Origin of the sequence: Sediminibacillus dalangtanensis, assembly GCF_017792025.1 — a bacterium.
Classification (GTDB): domain Bacteria; phylum Bacillota; class Bacilli; order Bacillales; family Amphibacillaceae; genus Sediminibacillus; species Sediminibacillus dalangtanensis.
The window spans coordinates 2,130,438-2,148,218 of sequence record NZ_CP046956.1; the positions used below are offsets into that span (position 1 = coordinate 2,130,438).

The following is a 17,781-nucleotide window of genomic DNA, read 5'->3' on the forward strand; positions in this document are numbered from 1 at the left end:
TGTACTCCCCCCTATTGACTGATTTCCTTCAAAAAGCTATGGCCGTGTTCCGGCATTTTGATAGCAAAGTTATCCGCTATCGTTGCTCCTATATCAGCAAATGTTTTTCTAATCTCCAGTTCCTTTCCGTTTTCGATACCCGTATGGTAAACAAGTAACGGCACAAATTCCCTCGTATGGTCTGTGCCATGGTGAACCGGGTCGTTTCCATGATCGGCTGTAATGATCAGTAAATCATCGCTTTTCAGTTTTTCCAGGACTTCCGGCAAGCGGGCGTCGTAACGCTCCAACGCCTCTCCATACCCCTGCGGGTCGCGACGATGACCATATTTCGCATCAAAATCGACCAAATTCAAAAAGCTTAATCCTTGAAATTCTTTATCCATGGATTCAACCAACTTGATCATGCCGTCATCATTATCTAAGGTTCGGATTGCTTCGGTTACTCCTTCACCATCATAGATATCGGAAATTTTGCCAAGTGCTATTACATCCAGTCCGCCATCTTCCAGTTCATTCATCACCGTTCTTCCGAAAGGTTTCAACGCGTAATCATGCCTGTTCGCAGTTCGTTCAAACGCCCCGGGCTCTCCAACAAACGGACGAGCGATAACCCTTCCGACCATGTATTTTTCATCGAGCGTCAGTTCACGTGCAATTTCACATATACGGTATTGTTCTTCTATCGGAATAACATCTTCGTGTGCTGCAATCTGCAGTACCGAATCGGCAGATGTATAGACAATCAACGCCCCTGTTTCCATATGCTCTTTGCCGAGCTCTTTGATAATTTCCGTACCGGATGCAGGTTTGTTTCCAATAACTTTTCGACCGGTTTTCTCCTCTAATTCAGCAAGCAATTCATCAGGAAATCCTTCTGGAAACGTCCGGAACGGCTGTTGAATGTTCAACCCCATTATTTCCCAATGGCCTGTCATGGTGTCCTTGCCATTAGATGCTTCCTGCATTTTTGTATAATGGGCTTTCGGCTGTGCCGCTGTGGGGATGCCTTTTATTTCCCGGATATTGCTTAATCCCAGTTCCCCCATGTGAGGCATTTGTAGTCCATCCATATGTTCGGCAATATGCCCTAACGTATCAGCACCTTTGTCATCGAATTTTTCTGCGTCCGGTGCTTCTCCTATCCCCACTGAATCCATTACAATTAAAAAAACACGATTAAATTCCTTCACAACGATCCCTCCTATGTAGGTTACTTTCCCTTAAATATCACCAATTATGCTGCAAATGAAACGTTGTAGGATGTCAGACAACTAAGAAAAACACGATACTTCTTATCTGTCCGCTGAGCCAGTCGCCAGGTAGGACAACTCCTTAGCGGACACTTTCTGTAGAAAAAGCAAAGTCAGGCCCTTGGATGATAAGCCTGATAAATATCCTTCAATCTTGCTTTTGTTACATGTGTATAAACTTGTGTTGTCGATATATCGGCATGTCCCAGCATTTCCTGGACAGAACGTAAATCAGCTCCATTTTCAAGCAGATGTGTAGCAAAAGAATGCCGCAATGTATGAGGAGTGATTTCTTTGTTTATCCCAGCATCTCTGGCAATCGCTTTCAACACTTTCCAGAAACCTTGTCGCGTCAATTGGTTTCCGTGATGATTCACAAATAGCGCCTCTGTATTTTTTCGATTGACTAACGTTCCACGGGCAGAATCAATGTATTTTCCCACAGCTTCTCCTGCTATATTGCCTAAAGGGACAATTCTTTCTTTGGATCCCTTTCCAAAGCACCTGACAAACCCCATTGTAAGGTGAAGGTCGGTAACTTTCAATGAGATCAGTTCGCTAACCCGGAGGCCAGTGGCATACAGCATTTCCAGCATGGCTTTATTCCGAATGGCAAGTGCGTCTTTTTCCGGTATATTAAGCAGCTTGTCCACGTCATCGGAGGATAAAACTTTGGGAAGCTTTCTTTCTTTCTTCGGTGTTTCAATATGTAAACTTGCATCTTTGCTGATACCATACTCCCTGACTATAAACTGGTGAAACAACCTTATAGAAGACAAAGTACGGGCTAACGTCGCCGAGGATTTACCACTATCCTTTAAATGGTATAAAAATTGCATGATATGGTGACGATCAACCGCTTCCCATCCCTTTACGGCCAGATTTTCGGCGAGGAACAGCTGGTATTGCTTCAAATCCCTTTTATAAGATTGCAGGGTATTGTCAGACAATCCCCTCTCAACAGTCAGGTAATGAAAAAAGTCTTTCATTTCATCCTTCATTTTTGTTCCTACTCCCCTAATCGAAAAAATATCGACAAACGTTCCACCCATTCCTGGTCATCCTGATTAAATACTTTAACCGCCCTTCCTTCAGGCGGATCATAACGGTGATAATCTTGGTATTCTGCATGCATCGCCCTCAAACCGAAATAGAATAAGAGGGTACAAGCCGTAAAAATGATGAATATTTTCAACGCATCTTTGATCAGCAGCAATGCGGGTTTCATAGGCATATCTCCTTGATCTCCTAAATAGTTTTTCTATTAATAAAGATATGCCAAAAAAACGGGAAAATATACGTCAAATTAAGATTAACAGATTCCGGTTCAGGACAAAAGTATTTTCCGTGTGGATTTAAGAGGTTTGTGCTTTCTCAGCCGCTTCCAGCTGGCAATTTTTGCAAACACCATGGAAGGTAAGTCGATGATCTTTCACCTGAAAACCCCAATCATTTTGTACAATTTTTTCTACATCTTCCAATAAATCATCTTCTATTTCCTCGACAGAGCCACATTCCATACAAACAAGATGGTGATGAAAGTGGGCTGCGCCTTCTTTTCTTAAATCATATCGAGATACGCCATCTCCAAAATTGATTTTGTCGACTATTTTAAGTTCTGATAACAATTCTAAAGTACGATAAACAGTAGCCAAACCTATTTCAGGGGCTTTTTCTTTAACAAGAAGGTAGACATCCTCTGCACTCAAATGATCCTCTTCCCGTTCCAATAGAACACGTACGGTTGCCTCCCGTTGAGGGGTCAGTTTATAACTTTGTGCGTGCAGCTGTTTTTTTATCCGGTCGATTCGATGTTCCAAGTCCCATCCCTCCCTCATAATACCAACTTTATTATAAGCAGACATGGAACTAGTGTCAAATTATAATAATTATAATCTGTTATTTATAATTATTATAATTTGATAAAATTTATTGATAAATCCATTCTATTACCACCTGCATGGCCGGTTTCGAAACAAAAGATTCCACCAAAGAAGCGGCGGCTACAAACAACAAAAGCGTCATAAATGACATGCTATATTTTGCGAATGGCTGCAATATCGGTTGTTGCGAGCGCCTGGTGAATAATTTGCGTAAAAGAGTGAGTGAAAAGATCATGGCAAGGCTTCCGGCTATCAAGTACGCTGGGATAATCAAAAGATTTTGCGGTGCAATAGAAGCAGCCGCAAACAACAATCCCTTCCATCCCATTTGATTGACAAAAAAACCTACAGAAAACCCGACTACCAGTCCTTTTACAAACAGCATCACCCAAATCACCGGCAGCCCGATGATCGACAAACCTAATAGGAATAACAAGAGCAAGTATTTTAAGTGATAAAAAATACTTGATTTGAAGACCTCCTGACTGTCTGCTATGGTTCCATCCATCATTTGGCCAAAGAAACGGTCGAGATAAAAAAACAAATCTTCCCTTTGAATAAAGTTCATACTGTTAACGATTATGGCGCCGAAAATAATGCCGATCAAAAAAAGGATGAGCATAAAAAAGTAAATGGCTGCATGTTCTCTTATATGGTTTGCGATCAGGTTCCGGTTTTTATACATAATATCCCCCATCATCTAATTGATAGTTTTGGTTATACTTCAAATCTATGAGGGATAAGGAATAATTAGACCAAGAAATAGACTACGTTATGGCAGCTTGATTTTACCATATCTTCCTCCTCCGCCAGCTACAGCCTTTAGTTTGCCTTCTCTCATGGCAATGATTGCTTCAGCAAGTTTATCGGATACAACTTTTTCTAGTGCTTGTTTGCTAGTATGGTGCAAGATGTGCATTTCAGTTCCGAAAGCGTCAAGCAATTTATGCAGCGTTTTGGGGCCGAGGGTCGGCAAATATTCCAGCGGGACCTGATGAATGTATGGAGGCCTGGAAGGAAAATTAGTGGCATTCGCCAACTCACGGATTCTATCTGCAACTCCTTTGATCCACTTTTCGCTGCCGCAATTTCCGCAAACATGTCCTTCGTCAACCGGGTGGAAACAATCCGAACAAACGGTTTCATGATATTTACCCAGCAGCGGATTCATCCCATAATTGGCTTCAATCCTCCGCCCGTTCAGCTGTTGCAAAGCCCATTTTAATTCTTGAAAAGAAGGGGCCTCCATACGTATTTTCTGATACTCCCTGCCTATTTTGGCCAGCGAATGAGCGTCCGAGTTTGACAAAAAAGAAAACGGGTGCAGTTCCTCAATCTGATCAGCCATTTTCGTATCGGCACTCAACCCGAGTTCTATGCCATCGATTAAATCAGGATCCAATATTTCTGTCAGCGACTGCTTTACCCCTTTTCCGTATAAGCTTTTAAACGGCGTGAAAACATGGGCGGGAATGAACAGGCCTGATAGTTCCTTTACTTTGTCCTGCAGCTGTTTAGCAGTTCCGTAATATCGTTGCGAGCTAAGATGGATATTGGTCACTCGCTCTTTTAACCACTCAGTGAATCCTTTCATGCTTTCCAAATCGGGGAAAAAACAAAGAACATGGATTGGACCTTGGCATAGCGAATCATACACCTCCACTTCCGAGCCAAGAATTAAGGTGGTCCGCTCATATTGAATGCCGCCATCTTGCAATGGCCATGCACCGTGATCGGCGATCAATTCTCTCAATTCCGATTGGACAGCGGGGACGTGACTGTCTATTACACCGACCAAATCCATGCCTTTATGCCTGCTCGCTTCTATTAAGATGTGCGACAAGGTCAGTGACTTCGCTCCTGTTATCTTTACCGGTTTATTGAACATGTCACGGCCTATATGGATATGCAAATCGGCAAAGTAACTGGATAACGCCATTTTACTTACTCTCCAAAAGCCGCAAATAAAGGACGGCATAGGCCGTTTTTACATCATGTATCCGCTGCTCTTTGACCAGCTGTTCCGCTTCCTCAAGACTCAATTCCAGTATATCGACAAATTCATCTTCATCTCCTGCAACTTCTTCCTCTAATAGGTGGAGATCCTTGGTAATGTAAAGGTGGATGATTTCATCGGCAAAACCCGGTGAAGTATAAAAAGAGGTCAGAAAAGTCAATTCATTGGTGGTATAACCTGTTTCCTCTTCGAGCTCCCTTTTGGCAGTGATTTCCGGCTTTTCACCAGGTTCCAGTTTACCGGCAGGAATTTCTACCAGTGTCTTTTCCAATGGCTTCCGGTACTGCTCGACAAAAAGGATTTTATTGTCCTTTGTCACGGGAATAATTGCGACAGCTCCTGGGTGTTTGATGATTTCACGTTTCGATGTATTTCCGTCAGGCAGTGACACTTCATCCACCTGAAGTTTGACCACTTTTCCATTAAATATTGTTTCAGAAGCTATTGTACGTTCTTCAAATTTATCCATGTATATCCTCCTAGGAGCTTATTTTTTAGGCAATATTTTAAAAGATTGTTGCTTTGAAAGAACATATACTGAAATTTAAACTTTTAACAGGAGCTCTTCACATTCTTTACTCGTATGTACTTATACTTCGCTTCGGGAAGCGAAGTATTCTGCCCCAGCATGGGGACGCTCAACAAAAATCGGAGTGAGAGAAGGGCACAAAACCATTTCCTATGTCACAGGTGACTATGGGACTTTCAAGCAACCTTAACCTGAGAGCATAAATAGTTTAACATAGATGCCCTGCCTGATTCTTCTCATTTGTCATTCAGTTGTCCTATTCCTTACAATAGAAACCAAATAGAATCAGGAGGAGATATAATGGATAAACGGCAAATCGGTAATTCTGACCTCTATGTGTCCCAGGTCGGACTCGGTTGTATGTCCCTGGGAACAGACGAGCAGAAAGCTGAATATATCATAGACGAAGCGCTTGATTCAGGGATTAATTACTTAGACACAGCCGATTTATATGACCTGGGAAAGAATGAAGAAATCGTCGGTAAAGCATTAAAAGGGAAAAGGGATCGGGTTATCCTTGCAACAAAAGTCGGAAACCACTTTAACCACCAGAATGGGGATTGGTTTTGGGATCCTTCTAAAAAGTATATTAAATCAGAAGTGAAAGAAAGTTTACGAAGGCTAGGTACCGAATATATCGATTTATATCAATTGCACGGCGGAACGATCGATGATCCCATCGATGAAACAATCGAAGCATTCGAGGAACTGAAACAGGAAGGCGTCATCCGTTATTACGGAATATCTTCCATTCGCCCTAATGTAATAAGGGAATATATTGAACGTTCTTCTATCGTAAGCGTGATGATGCAATATAGTTTATTAGATCGCAGGCCTGAAGAAAAGATACTCGACCTTCTCCATGAAAATAACATCAGCGTGCTGGCAAGAGGCCCACTGGCCAAAGGTATGCTAAGCGACCAGGCACACGAAAAAGTTGCATCGAAAGGGAAAGATGGATATCTTGATTACAGCCTTGAAGAACTCCAAGCAATTACGGAGCGCCTAAAAGCGTATAGCGGAGCTGACAGAACGAGAACAGCGTTAGCGCTTCAGTATGTCTTACAGCATCCTGCTGTGGCGGCAGCCGTATTCGGAGCTAGCAGTTCCCGTCAGCTGCAGGACAACTTGTCTATTCAGACTGCTGAGCCATTGACAGCTGAAGATGTTAACAATTTGAAATCCATCAGTAAACCAATACATTATGCGCAACACCGCTAAGCAAGGTTTGGAAAAAAGAACGTAGTGGCAAAGCAAAAACCGAACGATAAGCCACCAAACCTTTCGGACTCGTTCGGTTTTTTTGTTCCTTTGCTGTTTCTCCCAAAGCGTGCCTAATCGAATGCTTGAAGTAGGTTTTTTACTACTTGCCACTTATTCCCAGCTCTTATTTCATCCTATTTCCTAGTTGATTTAAACAGCGTAAGAAGCAATCCACGATCGTCACGACGTTCCAGCCCGTAAGCTCTCAAGAAAAGGAAACTGCGCAACATCTTTTATCACCGGTATAAGGACTGAAAATTCACTTAAATTGATGCCAATCAAGCTCACTGTCATTCAACAGTTCTTCAAAGCTTTTATTCGCCTCTTTTCGTTGACGCTCCCTTAGTTGCCTCTGCTTTTCCTCCTCTTGTTTGGCCTTTTCTTTATTTTTCAATTGCCTTTTCTTCGAGGATAGCTGTTGTACTAAGTCTGGATTCAATCGATCCTTTAATGAGTGGATATCTTCATTCTGTCTCTTTTGGCCCATTAGACTGTCACATCCCTTTTAAGCTCTCCGGGGGAAATAAACCCGTTCAATATTCCTTGCGGGCTGGTTAAACGGAATGTTTGCTGGTTAAAATCCAACGTCATTTCGTTTTCAAAAAAAGTTGCCTGCTGTGGATGGATGATGACCGATAAGTGCTCGTTTTCTACTTCCAGGTCATCCGCATGTTTAACATCACGCCATCTGATCGTCGGTACCCCATTCACTCCACAGCATCCCTCTGTATCATAATAAATTTGCAGATATGCTTGTTGATCAGTCTTCATCTCTTGAAGCAATCGGTTCAGTGCAGCCTCTGTAATTGTCAAATGCATCGGCGCACACCTCCTTTAGTAATACAATTATAACAATCACCTCTGAACAATTCATTTCAGTCGAACTATTTTTTATTAAATTGTTTCTTCAATAGTTTCTCCATCCAGACAGGTGAAATTTGATAGAGCTTGCTTCCGATTTCCATCCAACGCGGTAAATTGATTTCCCTTTTTTTCCTGAACAGACTGGACACAATTTGTTCAGCTACCGTATCCGCCTTCAGCATATACCTTTCTACCGACTTCCGATAATTCCCGGAAGGGTCGGCATGATCGAAAAAACGCGTGGCGATTGGACCAGGATTAACGGTTGTAACAAATATCCCCTGCCCTTCCACTTCCAGTCGCAGCGCGTTGGAGAATCCGACAACAGCATGCTTGCTTGCACTATATACCGACGATTTAGGAGTTGCTAGTTTACCTGCCTGGGAGGCTATATTTACAATATGACCACTGTTATTACGCAGAAAGTGCGGCAGCATGTGATAGACGACTTTAATCAACGCTGTCACATTGAGCTGCAGCATGTTTTCAATATCCTCCCAGCGAGCATCCTGTAAATAGTCAAAGACACCAAAACCAGCATTATTGACCAATCCGTGAATCTGTTGGTGCTGCAACCCTATTTCTTCAAACAATTCATCCAACCGACCGATTTCCGTCAAATCTGCCGGATAAAACGGAATATCTTTCCCATGGATTCCCTTCAATTCTTCGGCCAGACGCTTTAATTTCGCTTCCGATCGCGCAATTAAAATTGGAATACCGCCTTGTTCCGCTATCTTTCTGGCAATTTCTTCACCTAAACCGCTTGAAGCTCCGGTGATGAGTATCTTTTTCCCTGCAATTCTGTCATTCATTCGTATCACTCGCTTCTTATTTGAAACTTGGAAATGCCGTTTACATTTATTCTTTCAATTTTATGGCAATCTTCCAAATAATCAAGCTGGCCAATCGTTTCCGACATCGTCAGCCCAAATTCTTTATTAATTTGATTAGGAAATAACTTTTCACATATCTGAAAAGCCGTTTTCCTCCCATCTTCAAGTATTTCTCTTACCCGTTCAGCCCGTTGCTCCTGTTTCTGCAACCGCTTATCAATCAAAGATGCAGCTTCCGTGAAGATCGGGCCATGTCCTGGGTAAACAGTATGTATCCCAAGCTCTTTACAATGGTTCAGAGCACTGCGATATTGCAGCAATGGTTTCGGGCGATCCATCCCCGGTTCGATCGGCGGCTCCAGTAATGGATTGGATGAAATATGGGAGAGCAAATGATCCCCCCCAATAAAAGCCCTTGATTCTTCCTGATAGAAGGATAAATGGCTTTGCGCATGACCTGGTGTTTCGACCACTCGGTACTCCTCATGACCAGGAAGCCGATCTCCTTCGACGAGATAATCAGAAAGTTCCCCTTTTCCTGCGAAACGAAGAGGTGCCCGAAGCGTTTTTAAAAACGCTTGATAGGACTCCGGGACTCCCGATTTTATGTATAAATCATGAAAGAACTGTTCATACCGTTGGAAATACGCTTCCTCACGCTTAAGCCAAACATCATTCAATGCATGCCCATATATGGCTTTTAATCTGGGGAATTCTTCCGTAAATCCTATATGATCCGGGTGGTGGTGTGTCAAAACAAGCTGTTCGATATCCTTCGGGCTATAACCTAACTTTTCCAGACCGTTCACTAAAGCTTCCCAAGCCTGTTTTGTCTTGGTTCCGGCGTCGATTAACGTCAACGTGTCCCCTTTGATCAAGTAAACATGAACGTCCCCGACAGCAAAAGGAGTCGGAACAGTTATCTGATAGATATTCGATTCAGACATATACAACGCCTCCAAAAATGAATGACTGTTCATTTTTTATAATCATTGTACGCTTTTTTTCTTGGAAAGTCACCCTTTTTGCAAAATAACGAAAGGAAAAACCGAACGAGTTTGAATAGGTGGATTCGGATCATCGTTCGGTTTTAAGTTGATCTCAGTCCCTTACTTTTTGCTTCCTAGCAGTGACTCGATCGTAAATTTTACAATTTCAGGCAAGAAACCGAAGCTGTAAGTCAGTTCTAAGCGTTCTGTCCACTGATGCGGGTCTTTACCCAGCGGACCAACATTCAGTATTGGCATCGTAATCTGCTCCATTACATCCTCCGGCAGTTCAAATCCTTTATTTTGTAAAGGCATATTTCCCGTCAGTGGAGACAAGCTGCTGTCTGAAGCTACCGGGCCGATATAGCTTAAATCAGACAAGCCTGGAAAGTACTCAACTGTTTGTAGTGGAATACCATAACGATGGCTGACATAATCCCTAACCAGTTCCGCTGTTTTGGCTATGTATTCATCATGATGAGAGGTAACGGCTGGATAAAAAGGAGGACTGTAAAATAAGACGATCATCGGCGCATATTCTTTACATAGGGCGGCCAGTTCCTGTACCAACAATGTCGAAAAATCTCTATCACCTGTATCCCTTTTTTTAATCAGTAAATTTTGCCGCCGTTCCACTTCTTCTCTGCCGAACTGAGAAACAGCAAGCCGATAAAGCTCCTCATAGTGAAACACATTGACATGAAACTCGGGCTTGATAAAATCGGCAGCCATACGAGCGTATTTATCCACTTTTTCATCGTAATGGCGTTCGATGGCAGTAGCCGCATTCCGGGCGGCACGGAACAATTTCTCATTTATCATTTCTATCGATTGCTTTAAATAATGCACATTATACATTGAAACAGCTGAAACAGGCGTCTGTACGGAATATTCTTCCTTTAAATCGCGTTGCATCAGACTGACCGGAGGGGGTGTAACTTCCTCCCCCACTTTTTCAACAAAAGATTCATTCAACTCCAGCTCTTCTGATAAGAAACTGATCATCAAATTGGCGTTCAATCCGGCAAACGGTTCGCCGACGTGTGTTTCTTTTCCATAACATAAAAACCCAGGAAGCACCTTGCCAATCGAACCGGTGTACATGTAATGGTTTTTATCACCTGGATACTTGCTGAACATCGGCTCTCCGTTCAAACATGCCCGGTAACGAAGTCCGTGTTCATCTCTCAACCTTTTCAAAACCGGCAAGGCAGTGATCATTCCGAGTGAATTCACTTCCTCATCCGGAACCGTGAGCAAAAGAATATTTCCGTCAAATTCACCTGAAATGGCTTTTTCCACCATAGACAAATGCACCGCCAAACCAGATTTCATGTCCATCGTTCCCCTGCCGAAAATCCACTCTCCATCCGCATCAAGATCCTGCTGAACAAGCTCTGGGAGGTCTGCTTTACGTTTATTCAACTCCGCTGTCAATTCCTGAGGATGAAAAGCGAGATTTTTTAAAGACCCATAATCCTCTATTCCGACGACATCAAAATGACTGAGCAGGATAACTGTTTCAGCTTCTTTCCGCTGTTTGACCAATGCAGTCAATAACTGCCGTCCATCTTTCAATGGATGCAGGCTCACTAAATCGGGATTGCTTTTAAAGTATTCTTTCTGCCGCAGGGTGTATAACAAATACTCAGCCAAAGCCAGCTCGTCTTCACTGCCACTGATACTCGGATATCTGACCAATGAATAGAGTAAGTCTGTTAATTGCTCCTTCGTCTGCCATTCTTGCATACGGTTGATTCCTCCCCTTTTCATTGACTTTTCAACAGAAATAACACACAATTTAACCATACTTACAGGATGAGGTGAAACGTGTGAAAACGCTAGTGTATGCCCACCGAGGCGCTAGTAAACTGGCTCCGGAGAACACCATGCCTGCTTTTCAGCTTGCCTATGAAATGGGAGCGGAAGGCATTGAGACAGATGTCCAGCTATCCAGGGACGGCATCCCAGTTCTCATTCATGATGAGTCGGTGAGAAGGACGACTAACGCCGTCGGCTTTGTCCAAGATTATACATTTGAACAGCTGCAAAAGCTAGATGCTGGCTCGTGGTTATCAGAAAAATTCGAAAACACCCCGATCATTTCTCTGGAAGAATTCCTTATCTGGGCACAGTCAAAGCAGCTTCAATTAAATATCGAATTAAAGAACAACGTGATTGACTATGAAAATATGGAAAAAAAAGTTTACGACTTGTTATGTAAATATAAAGTCGTAAATCGCACGACGATATCCAGCTTTAATCCCGTCAGCATCGAGCGATTCAAGCAAATCGATAGAAAAATCGCTACCGCTCTGTTAACATCACAGAGAATAAACGGATTGGTCGATTATACGGCAGGACTTGGAGCGAAAGCATTACATATTAAATACCGCTTGCTGAACAGTAAGGTTGTCGCACAGTGCCGGGAGATGGATATGAAACTCCGCATTTATACGATTAACCGTGCTGGAGCAATGAAAAAATGTTATCAACTACAAGTTGACGCTATTTTTACCGATGTCCCCGACAAAGCGATCGAACAGCGCAAGTTATTCGAGCAAATGGAGCAACAGGATTAAAAACTAGCGGGAGGTTCTAATATGTCCAACAAACTTTTCTCCCCTATTACATTTGGGGATGTCACCTTAAAAAATAGAATTGTCATGTCACCGATGTGTATGTATTCTTGTGATCCGGAAGATGGAACCGTTCAACCTTTCCATGTCGCCCACTATGAATCTCGGGCTGCCGGTCAGACAGGCCTGGTAATGGTTGAAGCTACTGCTGTCCAACAAGCTGGAAGAATTTCAGCGAAAGACTTAGGTATTTGGGATGACAAACATATTGAAGGCTTGAAAAAAGTCAGTGACAGAGTTCATGCGCATGGTGCAAAAAGCAGCATCCAGCTGGCTCATGCCGGAAGAAAAGCGGAAGATGAAGAAAAAAATTATAGTGCGAGTGCACTTGCATTCAATAAAGACTATCAAACCCCGGTTGAAATGAGCACGGAGGATATTGCCGATACGGTTGAAGCATTTAAACAAGGAGCACGAAGAGCAAAGCGTGCCGGTTTCGATATCATTGAGATTCATGCTGCTCACGGTTACTTAATCAATCAGTATTTGTCCCCTCTTACCAATCAACGGAACGATCAGTATGGCGGAAGCAAAGAAAACCGATACCGGATTCTCTCTGAAATCATTGAAGCAGTGAAAACGGTATGGAATGGCCCTGTCTTTGTTCGAATTTCAGCCAATGAATATACAGAAGGCGGCAACTCCATGGAAGACTTTGTTTATTTTGCCGGACAAATGAAGCAGCAAGGAATCGATTTGATTGACTGCAGTTCAGGCGGAGTCGTACCAGCCAAGATTACTGCATATCCTGGCTACCAAGTACCAGGCGCCGATATGATCAAGCATGAGGCGGATATTTCCACAGGTGCTGTCGGATTGATTACGACGGGTATCCAGGCAGAAGAAATTCTGCAGAATGATCGCGCAGATTTAATCTTTCTTGCCCGGGCATTATTAAGGAATCCATACTGGCCTAAGGCGGCTGCGGATGAGTTAGGCCATACGATTGAGGCACCAAAACAATATCAACGCGGCTGGAGGTGAGTTGGGAGGGATATCATGGATGTAGTATTTTTAGGAACAGGAGCAGGCTTGCCTTCAAAGGAAAGAAACGTATCGTCCATTGCACTGCGCATGCTGCAGGAAAACCAAAGCATCTGGCTTTTTGATTGCGGTGAAGCAACACAGCATCAAATTCTGCACACGTCGATTAAACCCAGAAAAATAGATAAAATATTTATTACGCATTTACATGGAGATCACATCTATGGGTTGCCCGGCATGTTAAGCAGCAGGTCCTTTCAAAGCGGCGAAACACCTGTGACCATATACGGGCCAAGAGGTCTTAAGGAATTCGTCGAAACAAGCTTGCGGGTGAGCGGTACAGTTCTTACGTATCCGTTATTTATAGAAGAAGTCAGCGAAGGGCTGCTGTTTGAAAATGAGCAGTTCGAAGTCATGGCCAAAAAGCTGTCACACGGTATCGAGAGTTTTGGTTACCGTATAACAGAAAAATCCCGTACAGGGGAACTCCAGCCGGAAAAACTCAAAGCTGCAGGCATCGAGCCTGGTCCTATATATCAACAAATCAAGGAAAAAGAACATGTTACCCTGGCTGACGGCAGAACGATTTCACGAAGCGATTATACTGGACCTGTCAAACCTGGTCGTGTGATTACCATACTCGGCGATACGAGATATTTTCCGAATTTGAAGAATTTCGCAAAAGGATCTGATTTATTAATTCATGAAGCAACTTTTAAAGGGGACGATGAAGCGTTGGCGTTTGATTATTTTCATTCGACAAGCAGGCAGGCTGCCCGGATTGCGAAAGCTGCTTCGGTTAACAAGCTCGTCCTCACCCACATTTCTTCTCGTTACCAAGGAGAAATGCAAGAGCAGCTGCTAGCCGAAGCTCAAGAGATATTTCCCAACACAGCTCTGGCACAGGACTTTCATCAAGAAGAAATACCACAAAAATAAAAAGCACGTCAGGGACCGCAAATAACAAGGAATGCGGGCCCTGACGTGCTTTTTTCTATAGTTACTGTACGTGTTTCCCCCTGACACTTTCCCTTTCGTTATTTAGTCAGAACATTTTCCTTGAGGATAAAAAGTGTTTCGCTCCCCTACATTTGGGTATATAAAGGAGTGAAATAACGATTTGATTACTAAAGATAAACATCTATTGAGAGAGGAAGAAGATAAATGTGTCAACACTTCAAAGAACATATTCATCTAAATGGAGCGAAAGAAAAACAGTCATATAGTACTACCTGCCAGGAGTGTTTTCGGGAAATTCTAAAAAACCCGGACATCTTGAAGTACATCAATCAAACCAATTAACTTAACGAATAGATAGCAAGATAACTTGTAGAGAGACTGAAGGTTTTTCTACAAGTTTCTTCCGCAATAAATTATCGTGACCGCTCTTTATTATGAGTTTGCTACCCCTGGCAACGCTCTTCCCTATTCTTTATTTTTTCTGTTTCTATCCTTATAATCATTCAAAAAATCTTTTTGAAAACTGGTTCGAGGTTCAATTTCCAGTCCCTTTCCACCTAAATTTTTGAAAGGGTTTTTTCCAAATTTTTCAGTCAACTCGTCGATTGTCTTGTAAAGTTTTTCTTTGCTTGCTTCTTTTTCGTACGTAAACAAATCAAGCTGCTGTGCAACCTCTTTTTTCTCCGCCACATCTTGGACGGTGATTCCCAACAATCTTACAGGCTCCTCATTCCAATGCTTTTCAAATAAATCCATACTAACCGCTAAAATCTCCCCCTCGCTATCTGTATAATCGGGCAACTTACGACTTCTGGTAATGGTTTTGTAATCATGGTACTTGACCATAATTTGCATTCCACGGCCTACAGCCTGCTTTCTTTGCATCCTTCTGACAACATTTCTTGCCAGGCGGGTGAACAACTGCCTAATCTCGGTAAAATCGGTCGTATCCTGCGGCAAGGTCTCTGAGCTCCCAATACTCTTGAACTCATGAACTGCATCGGGGTCAACTGGACTGGTATCCATTCCTTTAGCACGATTCTGCAACCGTTCTCCGTTTATCCCCAAGACCCGTTTGAGCTGAAAGGTATCCGCTTCGACCAGATCTTTTATGGTAAAAATGTTCAATTTATAAAGCTTTTCAGCTGTCTTGCTTCCGATGCCATACATTTCTTCTATAGCGAGCGGCCATAGCTTCGTAGCTAAATCCCGTTTCCGCAACACCGTAATTCCCATTGGTTTTTTCATATCCGAAGCCATTTTAGCGAGGAATTTATTGGGTGCTATTCCGATACTGCAAGGCAAATCCAGTTCACTCGCTATTCTGTTTTGTATAGCTTCAGCGATTTTTAAAGGAGAACCCAAATGTTCGCAGTCGGTAATATCCATATAACCCTCATCTATCGAAACAGGCTGAACAAAAGAAGTGACATCGGATAAAATGTTAAACATTTCCCTTGAAGCAGTCCGATACCGATCAAAATTCGGCCGCATTACCAACAGCTCCGGACAGAGTTTTTTTGCTTCCCATAAGGGCATTGTGGTTTTAACGCCTTTTTTTCTGGCTTCGTAACTGCTTGTCACAATGATTCCTTTCCGTTCTTCCGGATTTCCGGCAATGGCAATGGGTTTTCCTTTTAATTCTGGATTATAAGCCATTTCAACAGATGCATAAAAACTGTTCATATCGACGTGAAAAATAACACGCCCTTTTTTGGGATACCACTTCGACATAACCTTCACCTTCTTACAGAACAGTTGTTCTACTATTGTTAGTATAGCACATTTTATCTGTTGATACCTTCAGCAGCAAACCACAGAATTTTGGTAATTCATTGAAACCTTCGGAGGGGTGTTTTTCGTAATAGTTTCATAAGCGAATGATGTTATAGAGGAGAAAAGAAGAAAAAGCTACCCTTTTCCCGACTCTATTTTGTCACGAAATGTCCTTTGACAAATCGCTGTCAGAGGAGTTTAATAGAAGTAGTTTGCATAAGAAGAAGGAGGTGAATACAAATGTTGATCGAATTATTGAATGAATTGTTGAGCGAGGCGTCTCCATTTTATTTTTACGTAAGTATGATGCTGGCGATTTACTGTGCATTCGGGTTTTCGGTGATGGCCTTCCCCTCTTTGTCCAAAAGCAGTGAAATGGTCACCAGAGATTACCACGCAATCCAGTTTCGACTGCTCCCGGTTGAAAGAAGATTAACCGAGACAGGGGAAGTAATTACCTGGATAGCAAGAAAAATAAAACGAAAAGACGGCCCTGAAGATGATACAGATAATCATTCCTTCTCGTTGACCAATCAGAAATATACCCTACGAGGAGGACAACAATGGAAAAACATTCTGTATTCACTACCTTTCAAAAGAGCGGATTTATCCTTATAACCCTTATGCTGTTGCTAACCGGATGCCAAGGTGCTTCGGATGGCAGTTCGTCGGGCTGGTTCCATCATTATTTTGTCGACAGTTTTTCGTTTTTGATAAAAGGTGTAGCGGCATTACTAAACGATAACTATGGAGCATCGATAGTCGTCGTTACCTTACTGATACGATTAGCGTTGATGCCATTGATGCTGAAACAGCAAAAAGGCAGCTATCAAATGCGGGAAAAAATGGCCGTGATGAAACCGGAACTCGACGAGATAAAAGAAAAATACAACAACAAGACCGATAAGGAATCCAAAACAAAACAGCAACAGGAAATGATGCAATTATATCAAAAACACGGAATGAATCCTCTCGGTGCTGTCGGCTGTTTACCGATGATTATTCAATTTCCGATTTTGATAGGCTTTTATTATGCCATCAGAACAACTCCTGAAATAGCTTCTCATACTTTTCTATGGTTTAACTTAGGCCATACTGATATAGTCATGCCATTTATTGCCGCAGCGATTTACTTTGCTCAATTCAAAGTGACGCAAATCGGAATGGATCCGCAGCAGCGGAAGCAAATGGCTATCATGGGATTGTTGTCACCGGTAATGATTGGTTTTGTCTCCTTTTCAGCCCCGGCAGCACTGCCGTTGTATTGGACTGTAGGCGGCTTGTTCTTGATTTTCCAGACGCTTTTGGCTAAGCGACTTTATCAACCAAAACAATCCCAAAAAATAGTGACTACTGAACAGACAGTGAAATAGTGACAAAAGCGCAAGCGCCTGTTTAAAGGAGTACAGGCTAGAGCCGCCGCGTCCTGTGGCAACGCCTGCATGACACCCACATTGGGCCTCCGACAAGCTTAAGAACAGCCTCGGCGTGGCGCTTTTTGCCACATAGAGGGTGGGCTTAAGACCTCGAGGGGGTAGGCGCTGGAGCTGGACGTGGCTGGTTCAGCCAATAATGATCCACAGACAGTTAAATTCATAATTTCCTATACAGTAATGAAAAGCACTTTCCGGTTCACTGGGAAGTGCTTTTCTTTTGAGAGCTGGTGGGAGCCAGAAATTATCTCCACCTTCTGAACTACCTTCTTTCCTCCTCCGATTTTCGTATGCGCTTTTTCACCCGGTTGCATATACTTCTTATCTTGTTATAATATTCCTTGTGTCTGTTTCG

Annotated in this window: 19 protein-coding genes; 6 read left to right on the forward strand and 13 right to left on the reverse strand. The window is 42.7% G+C overall.

Going from position 1 to position 17,781, the window contains the following annotated elements:
- Positions 1–11: 11 nt before the first annotated feature.
- From deoB to ERJ70_RS10755, 7 genes are all read right to left on the reverse strand, one after another.
- On the reverse strand, positions 12–1,193 hold the full coding sequence (gene deoB, locus ERJ70_RS10725; RefSeq protein WP_209364889.1) for a phosphopentomutase: 1,182 nt from the start codon (positions 1,191–1,193) through the stop codon (positions 12–14).
- Positions 1,194–1,366: 173 nt separating this feature from the next.
- Positions 1,367–2,254, reverse strand: a complete 888-nt coding sequence (gene xerD / locus ERJ70_RS10730; protein ID WP_209369308.1) for a site-specific tyrosine recombinase XerD — start codon at positions 2,252–2,254, stop codon at positions 1,367–1,369.
- Between the two features lie 8 nt (positions 2,255–2,262).
- On the reverse strand, positions 2,263–2,487 hold the full coding sequence (locus tag ERJ70_RS10735) for a YqzK family protein (protein WP_309506933.1): 225 nt from the start codon (positions 2,485–2,487) through the stop codon (positions 2,263–2,265).
- Positions 2,488–2,608: 121 nt separating this feature from the next.
- Positions 2,609–3,073 (reverse strand): ferric iron uptake transcriptional regulator, encoded by a 465-nt coding sequence (fur, locus tag ERJ70_RS10740; protein ID WP_209364890.1) that lies wholly within the window; start codon positions 3,071–3,073, stop codon positions 2,609–2,611.
- Positions 3,074–3,182: 109 nt separating this feature from the next.
- The gene (gene spoIIM, locus ERJ70_RS10745; protein WP_209364891.1) at positions 3,183–3,821 is read right to left on the reverse strand and encodes a stage II sporulation protein M; all 639 of its coding nucleotides are present in this window, start codon (positions 3,819–3,821) and stop codon (positions 3,183–3,185) included.
- A gap of 87 nt (positions 3,822–3,908) precedes the next feature.
- On the reverse strand, positions 3,909–5,075 hold the full coding sequence (locus ERJ70_RS10750) for an endonuclease Q family protein (RefSeq protein ID WP_209364892.1): 1,167 nt from the start codon (positions 5,073–5,075) through the stop codon (positions 3,909–3,911).
- A 1-nt stretch (position 5,076) separates the two neighbouring features.
- On the reverse strand, positions 5,077–5,622 hold the full coding sequence (locus ERJ70_RS10755) for an NUDIX domain-containing protein (protein ID WP_209364893.1): 546 nt from the start codon (positions 5,620–5,622) through the stop codon (positions 5,077–5,079).
- A 360-nt stretch (positions 5,623–5,982) separates the two neighbouring features.
- On the opposite strand from ERJ70_RS10755, the gene ERJ70_RS10760 reads away from it, so the two are divergent.
- Positions 5,983–6,903: an aldo/keto reductase gene (locus ERJ70_RS10760; RefSeq protein ID WP_209364894.1), complete on the forward strand. Its 921-nt coding sequence runs from the start codon at positions 5,983–5,985 to the stop codon at positions 6,901–6,903.
- A 301-nt stretch (positions 6,904–7,204) separates the two neighbouring features.
- Here the strand turns inward: ERJ70_RS10760 and ERJ70_RS10765 are convergent, their stop codons facing one another.
- The 5 genes from ERJ70_RS10765 to ERJ70_RS10785 form a co-directional block, all read right to left on the reverse strand.
- Positions 7,205–7,432: a YqkE family protein gene (locus ERJ70_RS10765; RefSeq protein ID WP_209364895.1), complete on the reverse strand. Its 228-nt coding sequence runs from the start codon at positions 7,430–7,432 to the stop codon at positions 7,205–7,207.
- A complete protein-coding gene (locus ERJ70_RS10770; protein WP_209364896.1) occupies positions 7,432–7,764 on the reverse strand; it encodes an iron-sulfur cluster biosynthesis family protein in 333 nt (110 codons plus the stop codon). Before ERJ70_RS10770 ends, ERJ70_RS10765 begins: the two co-directional genes overlap by 1 nt.
- A gap of 65 nt (positions 7,765–7,829) precedes the next feature.
- A complete protein-coding gene (locus ERJ70_RS10775; protein WP_209364897.1) occupies positions 7,830–8,624 on the reverse strand; it encodes an SDR family NAD(P)-dependent oxidoreductase in 795 nt (264 codons plus the stop codon).
- A gap of 5 nt (positions 8,625–8,629) precedes the next feature.
- Positions 8,630–9,592 (reverse strand): MBL fold metallo-hydrolase, encoded by a 963-nt coding sequence (locus ERJ70_RS10780; RefSeq protein ID WP_209364898.1) that lies wholly within the window; start codon positions 9,590–9,592, stop codon positions 8,630–8,632.
- Between the two features lie 162 nt (positions 9,593–9,754).
- Positions 9,755–11,383 carry a M20/M25/M40 family metallo-hydrolase gene (locus ERJ70_RS10785; RefSeq protein ID WP_209364899.1) on the reverse strand — a complete coding sequence of 543 codons (1,629 nt, stop codon included), beginning with the start codon at positions 11,381–11,383 and terminating at the stop codon, positions 9,755–9,757.
- An 83-nt stretch (positions 11,384–11,466) separates the two neighbouring features.
- Between ERJ70_RS10785 and ERJ70_RS10790 the strand changes: the two genes are divergently transcribed.
- Genes ERJ70_RS10790 through rnz form a run of 3 tightly spaced genes read left to right on the forward strand, consistent with a single transcriptional unit; the run spans position 11,467 to position 14,196 of the window.
- Complete coding sequence (locus ERJ70_RS10790; protein WP_209364900.1) at positions 11,467–12,216, forward strand: glycerophosphodiester phosphodiesterase; 750 nt, start codon at positions 11,467–11,469, stop codon at positions 12,214–12,216.
- A 21-nt stretch (positions 12,217–12,237) separates the two neighbouring features.
- Complete coding sequence (gene namA / locus ERJ70_RS10795) at positions 12,238–13,257, forward strand: NADPH dehydrogenase NamA (RefSeq protein ID WP_209364901.1); 1,020 nt, start codon at positions 12,238–12,240, stop codon at positions 13,255–13,257.
- A gap of 15 nt (positions 13,258–13,272) precedes the next feature.
- Positions 13,273–14,196 (forward strand): ribonuclease Z, encoded by a 924-nt coding sequence (gene rnz, locus ERJ70_RS10800; RefSeq protein WP_209364902.1) that lies wholly within the window; start codon positions 13,273–13,275, stop codon positions 14,194–14,196.
- A 486-nt stretch (positions 14,197–14,682) separates the two neighbouring features.
- On the opposite strand, the gene ERJ70_RS10805 is transcribed toward rnz, so the two are convergent.
- Positions 14,683–15,951, reverse strand: coding sequence for a DNA polymerase IV (locus tag ERJ70_RS10805; protein WP_209364903.1), 1,269 nt, complete (start codon positions 15,949–15,951; stop codon positions 14,683–14,685).
- A gap of 282 nt (positions 15,952–16,233) precedes the next feature.
- Between ERJ70_RS10805 and ERJ70_RS10810 the strand changes: the two genes are divergently transcribed.
- Together ERJ70_RS10810 and yidC are read left to right on the forward strand one after the other, a co-directional pair.
- Positions 16,234–16,611 (forward strand): hypothetical protein, encoded by a 378-nt coding sequence (locus ERJ70_RS10810; protein ID WP_209364904.1) that lies wholly within the window; start codon positions 16,234–16,236, stop codon positions 16,609–16,611.
- Positions 16,557–17,366, forward strand: a complete 810-nt coding sequence (gene yidC / locus ERJ70_RS10815; RefSeq protein ID WP_209364905.1) for a membrane protein insertase YidC — start codon at positions 16,557–16,559, stop codon at positions 17,364–17,366. The genes ERJ70_RS10810 and yidC overlap by 55 nt, the downstream gene beginning before the upstream one ends.
- Positions 17,367–17,781: the final 415 nt, after the last annotated feature.

Excerpts from the sequence above, each read along its gene's own strand:
- xerD (WP_209369308.1), bottom strand. The coding sequence starts at position 2,254 with ATGAAGGATGAAATGAAAGACTTTTTTCATTACCTGACTGTTGAGAGG.
- ERJ70_RS10735 (WP_309506933.1), bottom strand. The coding sequence starts at position 2,487 with ATGCCTATGAAACCCGCATTGCTGCTGATCAAAGATGCGTTGAAAATA.
- spoIIM (WP_209364891.1), bottom strand. The coding sequence starts at position 3,821 with ATGTATAAAAACCGGAACCTGATCGCAAACCATATAAGAGAACATGCA.
- ERJ70_RS10750 (WP_209364892.1), bottom strand. The coding sequence starts at position 5,075 with ATGGCGTTATCCAGTTACTTTGCCGATTTGCATATCCATATAGGCCGT.
- ERJ70_RS10755 (WP_209364893.1), bottom strand. The coding sequence starts at position 5,622 with ATGGATAAATTTGAAGAACGTACAATAGCTTCTGAAACAATATTTAAT.
- ERJ70_RS10760 (WP_209364894.1), top strand. The coding sequence starts at position 5,983 with ATGGATAAACGGCAAATCGGTAATTCTGACCTCTATGTGTCCCAGGTC.
- ERJ70_RS10765 (WP_209364895.1), bottom strand. The coding sequence starts at position 7,432 with ATGGGCCAAAAGAGACAGAATGAAGATATCCACTCATTAAAGGATCGA.
- ERJ70_RS10770 (WP_209364896.1), bottom strand. The coding sequence starts at position 7,764 with ATGCATTTGACAATTACAGAGGCTGCACTGAACCGATTGCTTCAAGAG.
- ERJ70_RS10775 (WP_209364897.1), bottom strand. The coding sequence starts at position 8,624 with ATGAATGACAGAATTGCAGGGAAAAAGATACTCATCACCGGAGCTTCA.
- ERJ70_RS10780 (WP_209364898.1), bottom strand. The coding sequence starts at position 9,592 with ATGTCTGAATCGAATATCTATCAGATAACTGTTCCGACTCCTTTTGCT.
- ERJ70_RS10785 (WP_209364899.1), bottom strand. The coding sequence starts at position 11,383 with ATGCAAGAATGGCAGACGAAGGAGCAATTAACAGACTTACTCTATTCA.
- namA (WP_209364901.1), top strand. The coding sequence starts at position 12,238 with ATGTCCAACAAACTTTTCTCCCCTATTACATTTGGGGATGTCACCTTA.
- rnz (WP_209364902.1), top strand. The coding sequence starts at position 13,273 with ATGGATGTAGTATTTTTAGGAACAGGAGCAGGCTTGCCTTCAAAGGAA.
- ERJ70_RS10805 (WP_209364903.1), bottom strand. The coding sequence starts at position 15,951 with ATGTCGAAGTGGTATCCCAAAAAAGGGCGTGTTATTTTTCACGTCGAT.
- ERJ70_RS10810 (WP_209364904.1), top strand. The coding sequence starts at position 16,234 with ATGTTGATCGAATTATTGAATGAATTGTTGAGCGAGGCGTCTCCATTT.
- yidC (WP_209364905.1), top strand. The coding sequence starts at position 16,557 with ATGGAAAAACATTCTGTATTCACTACCTTTCAAAAGAGCGGATTTATC.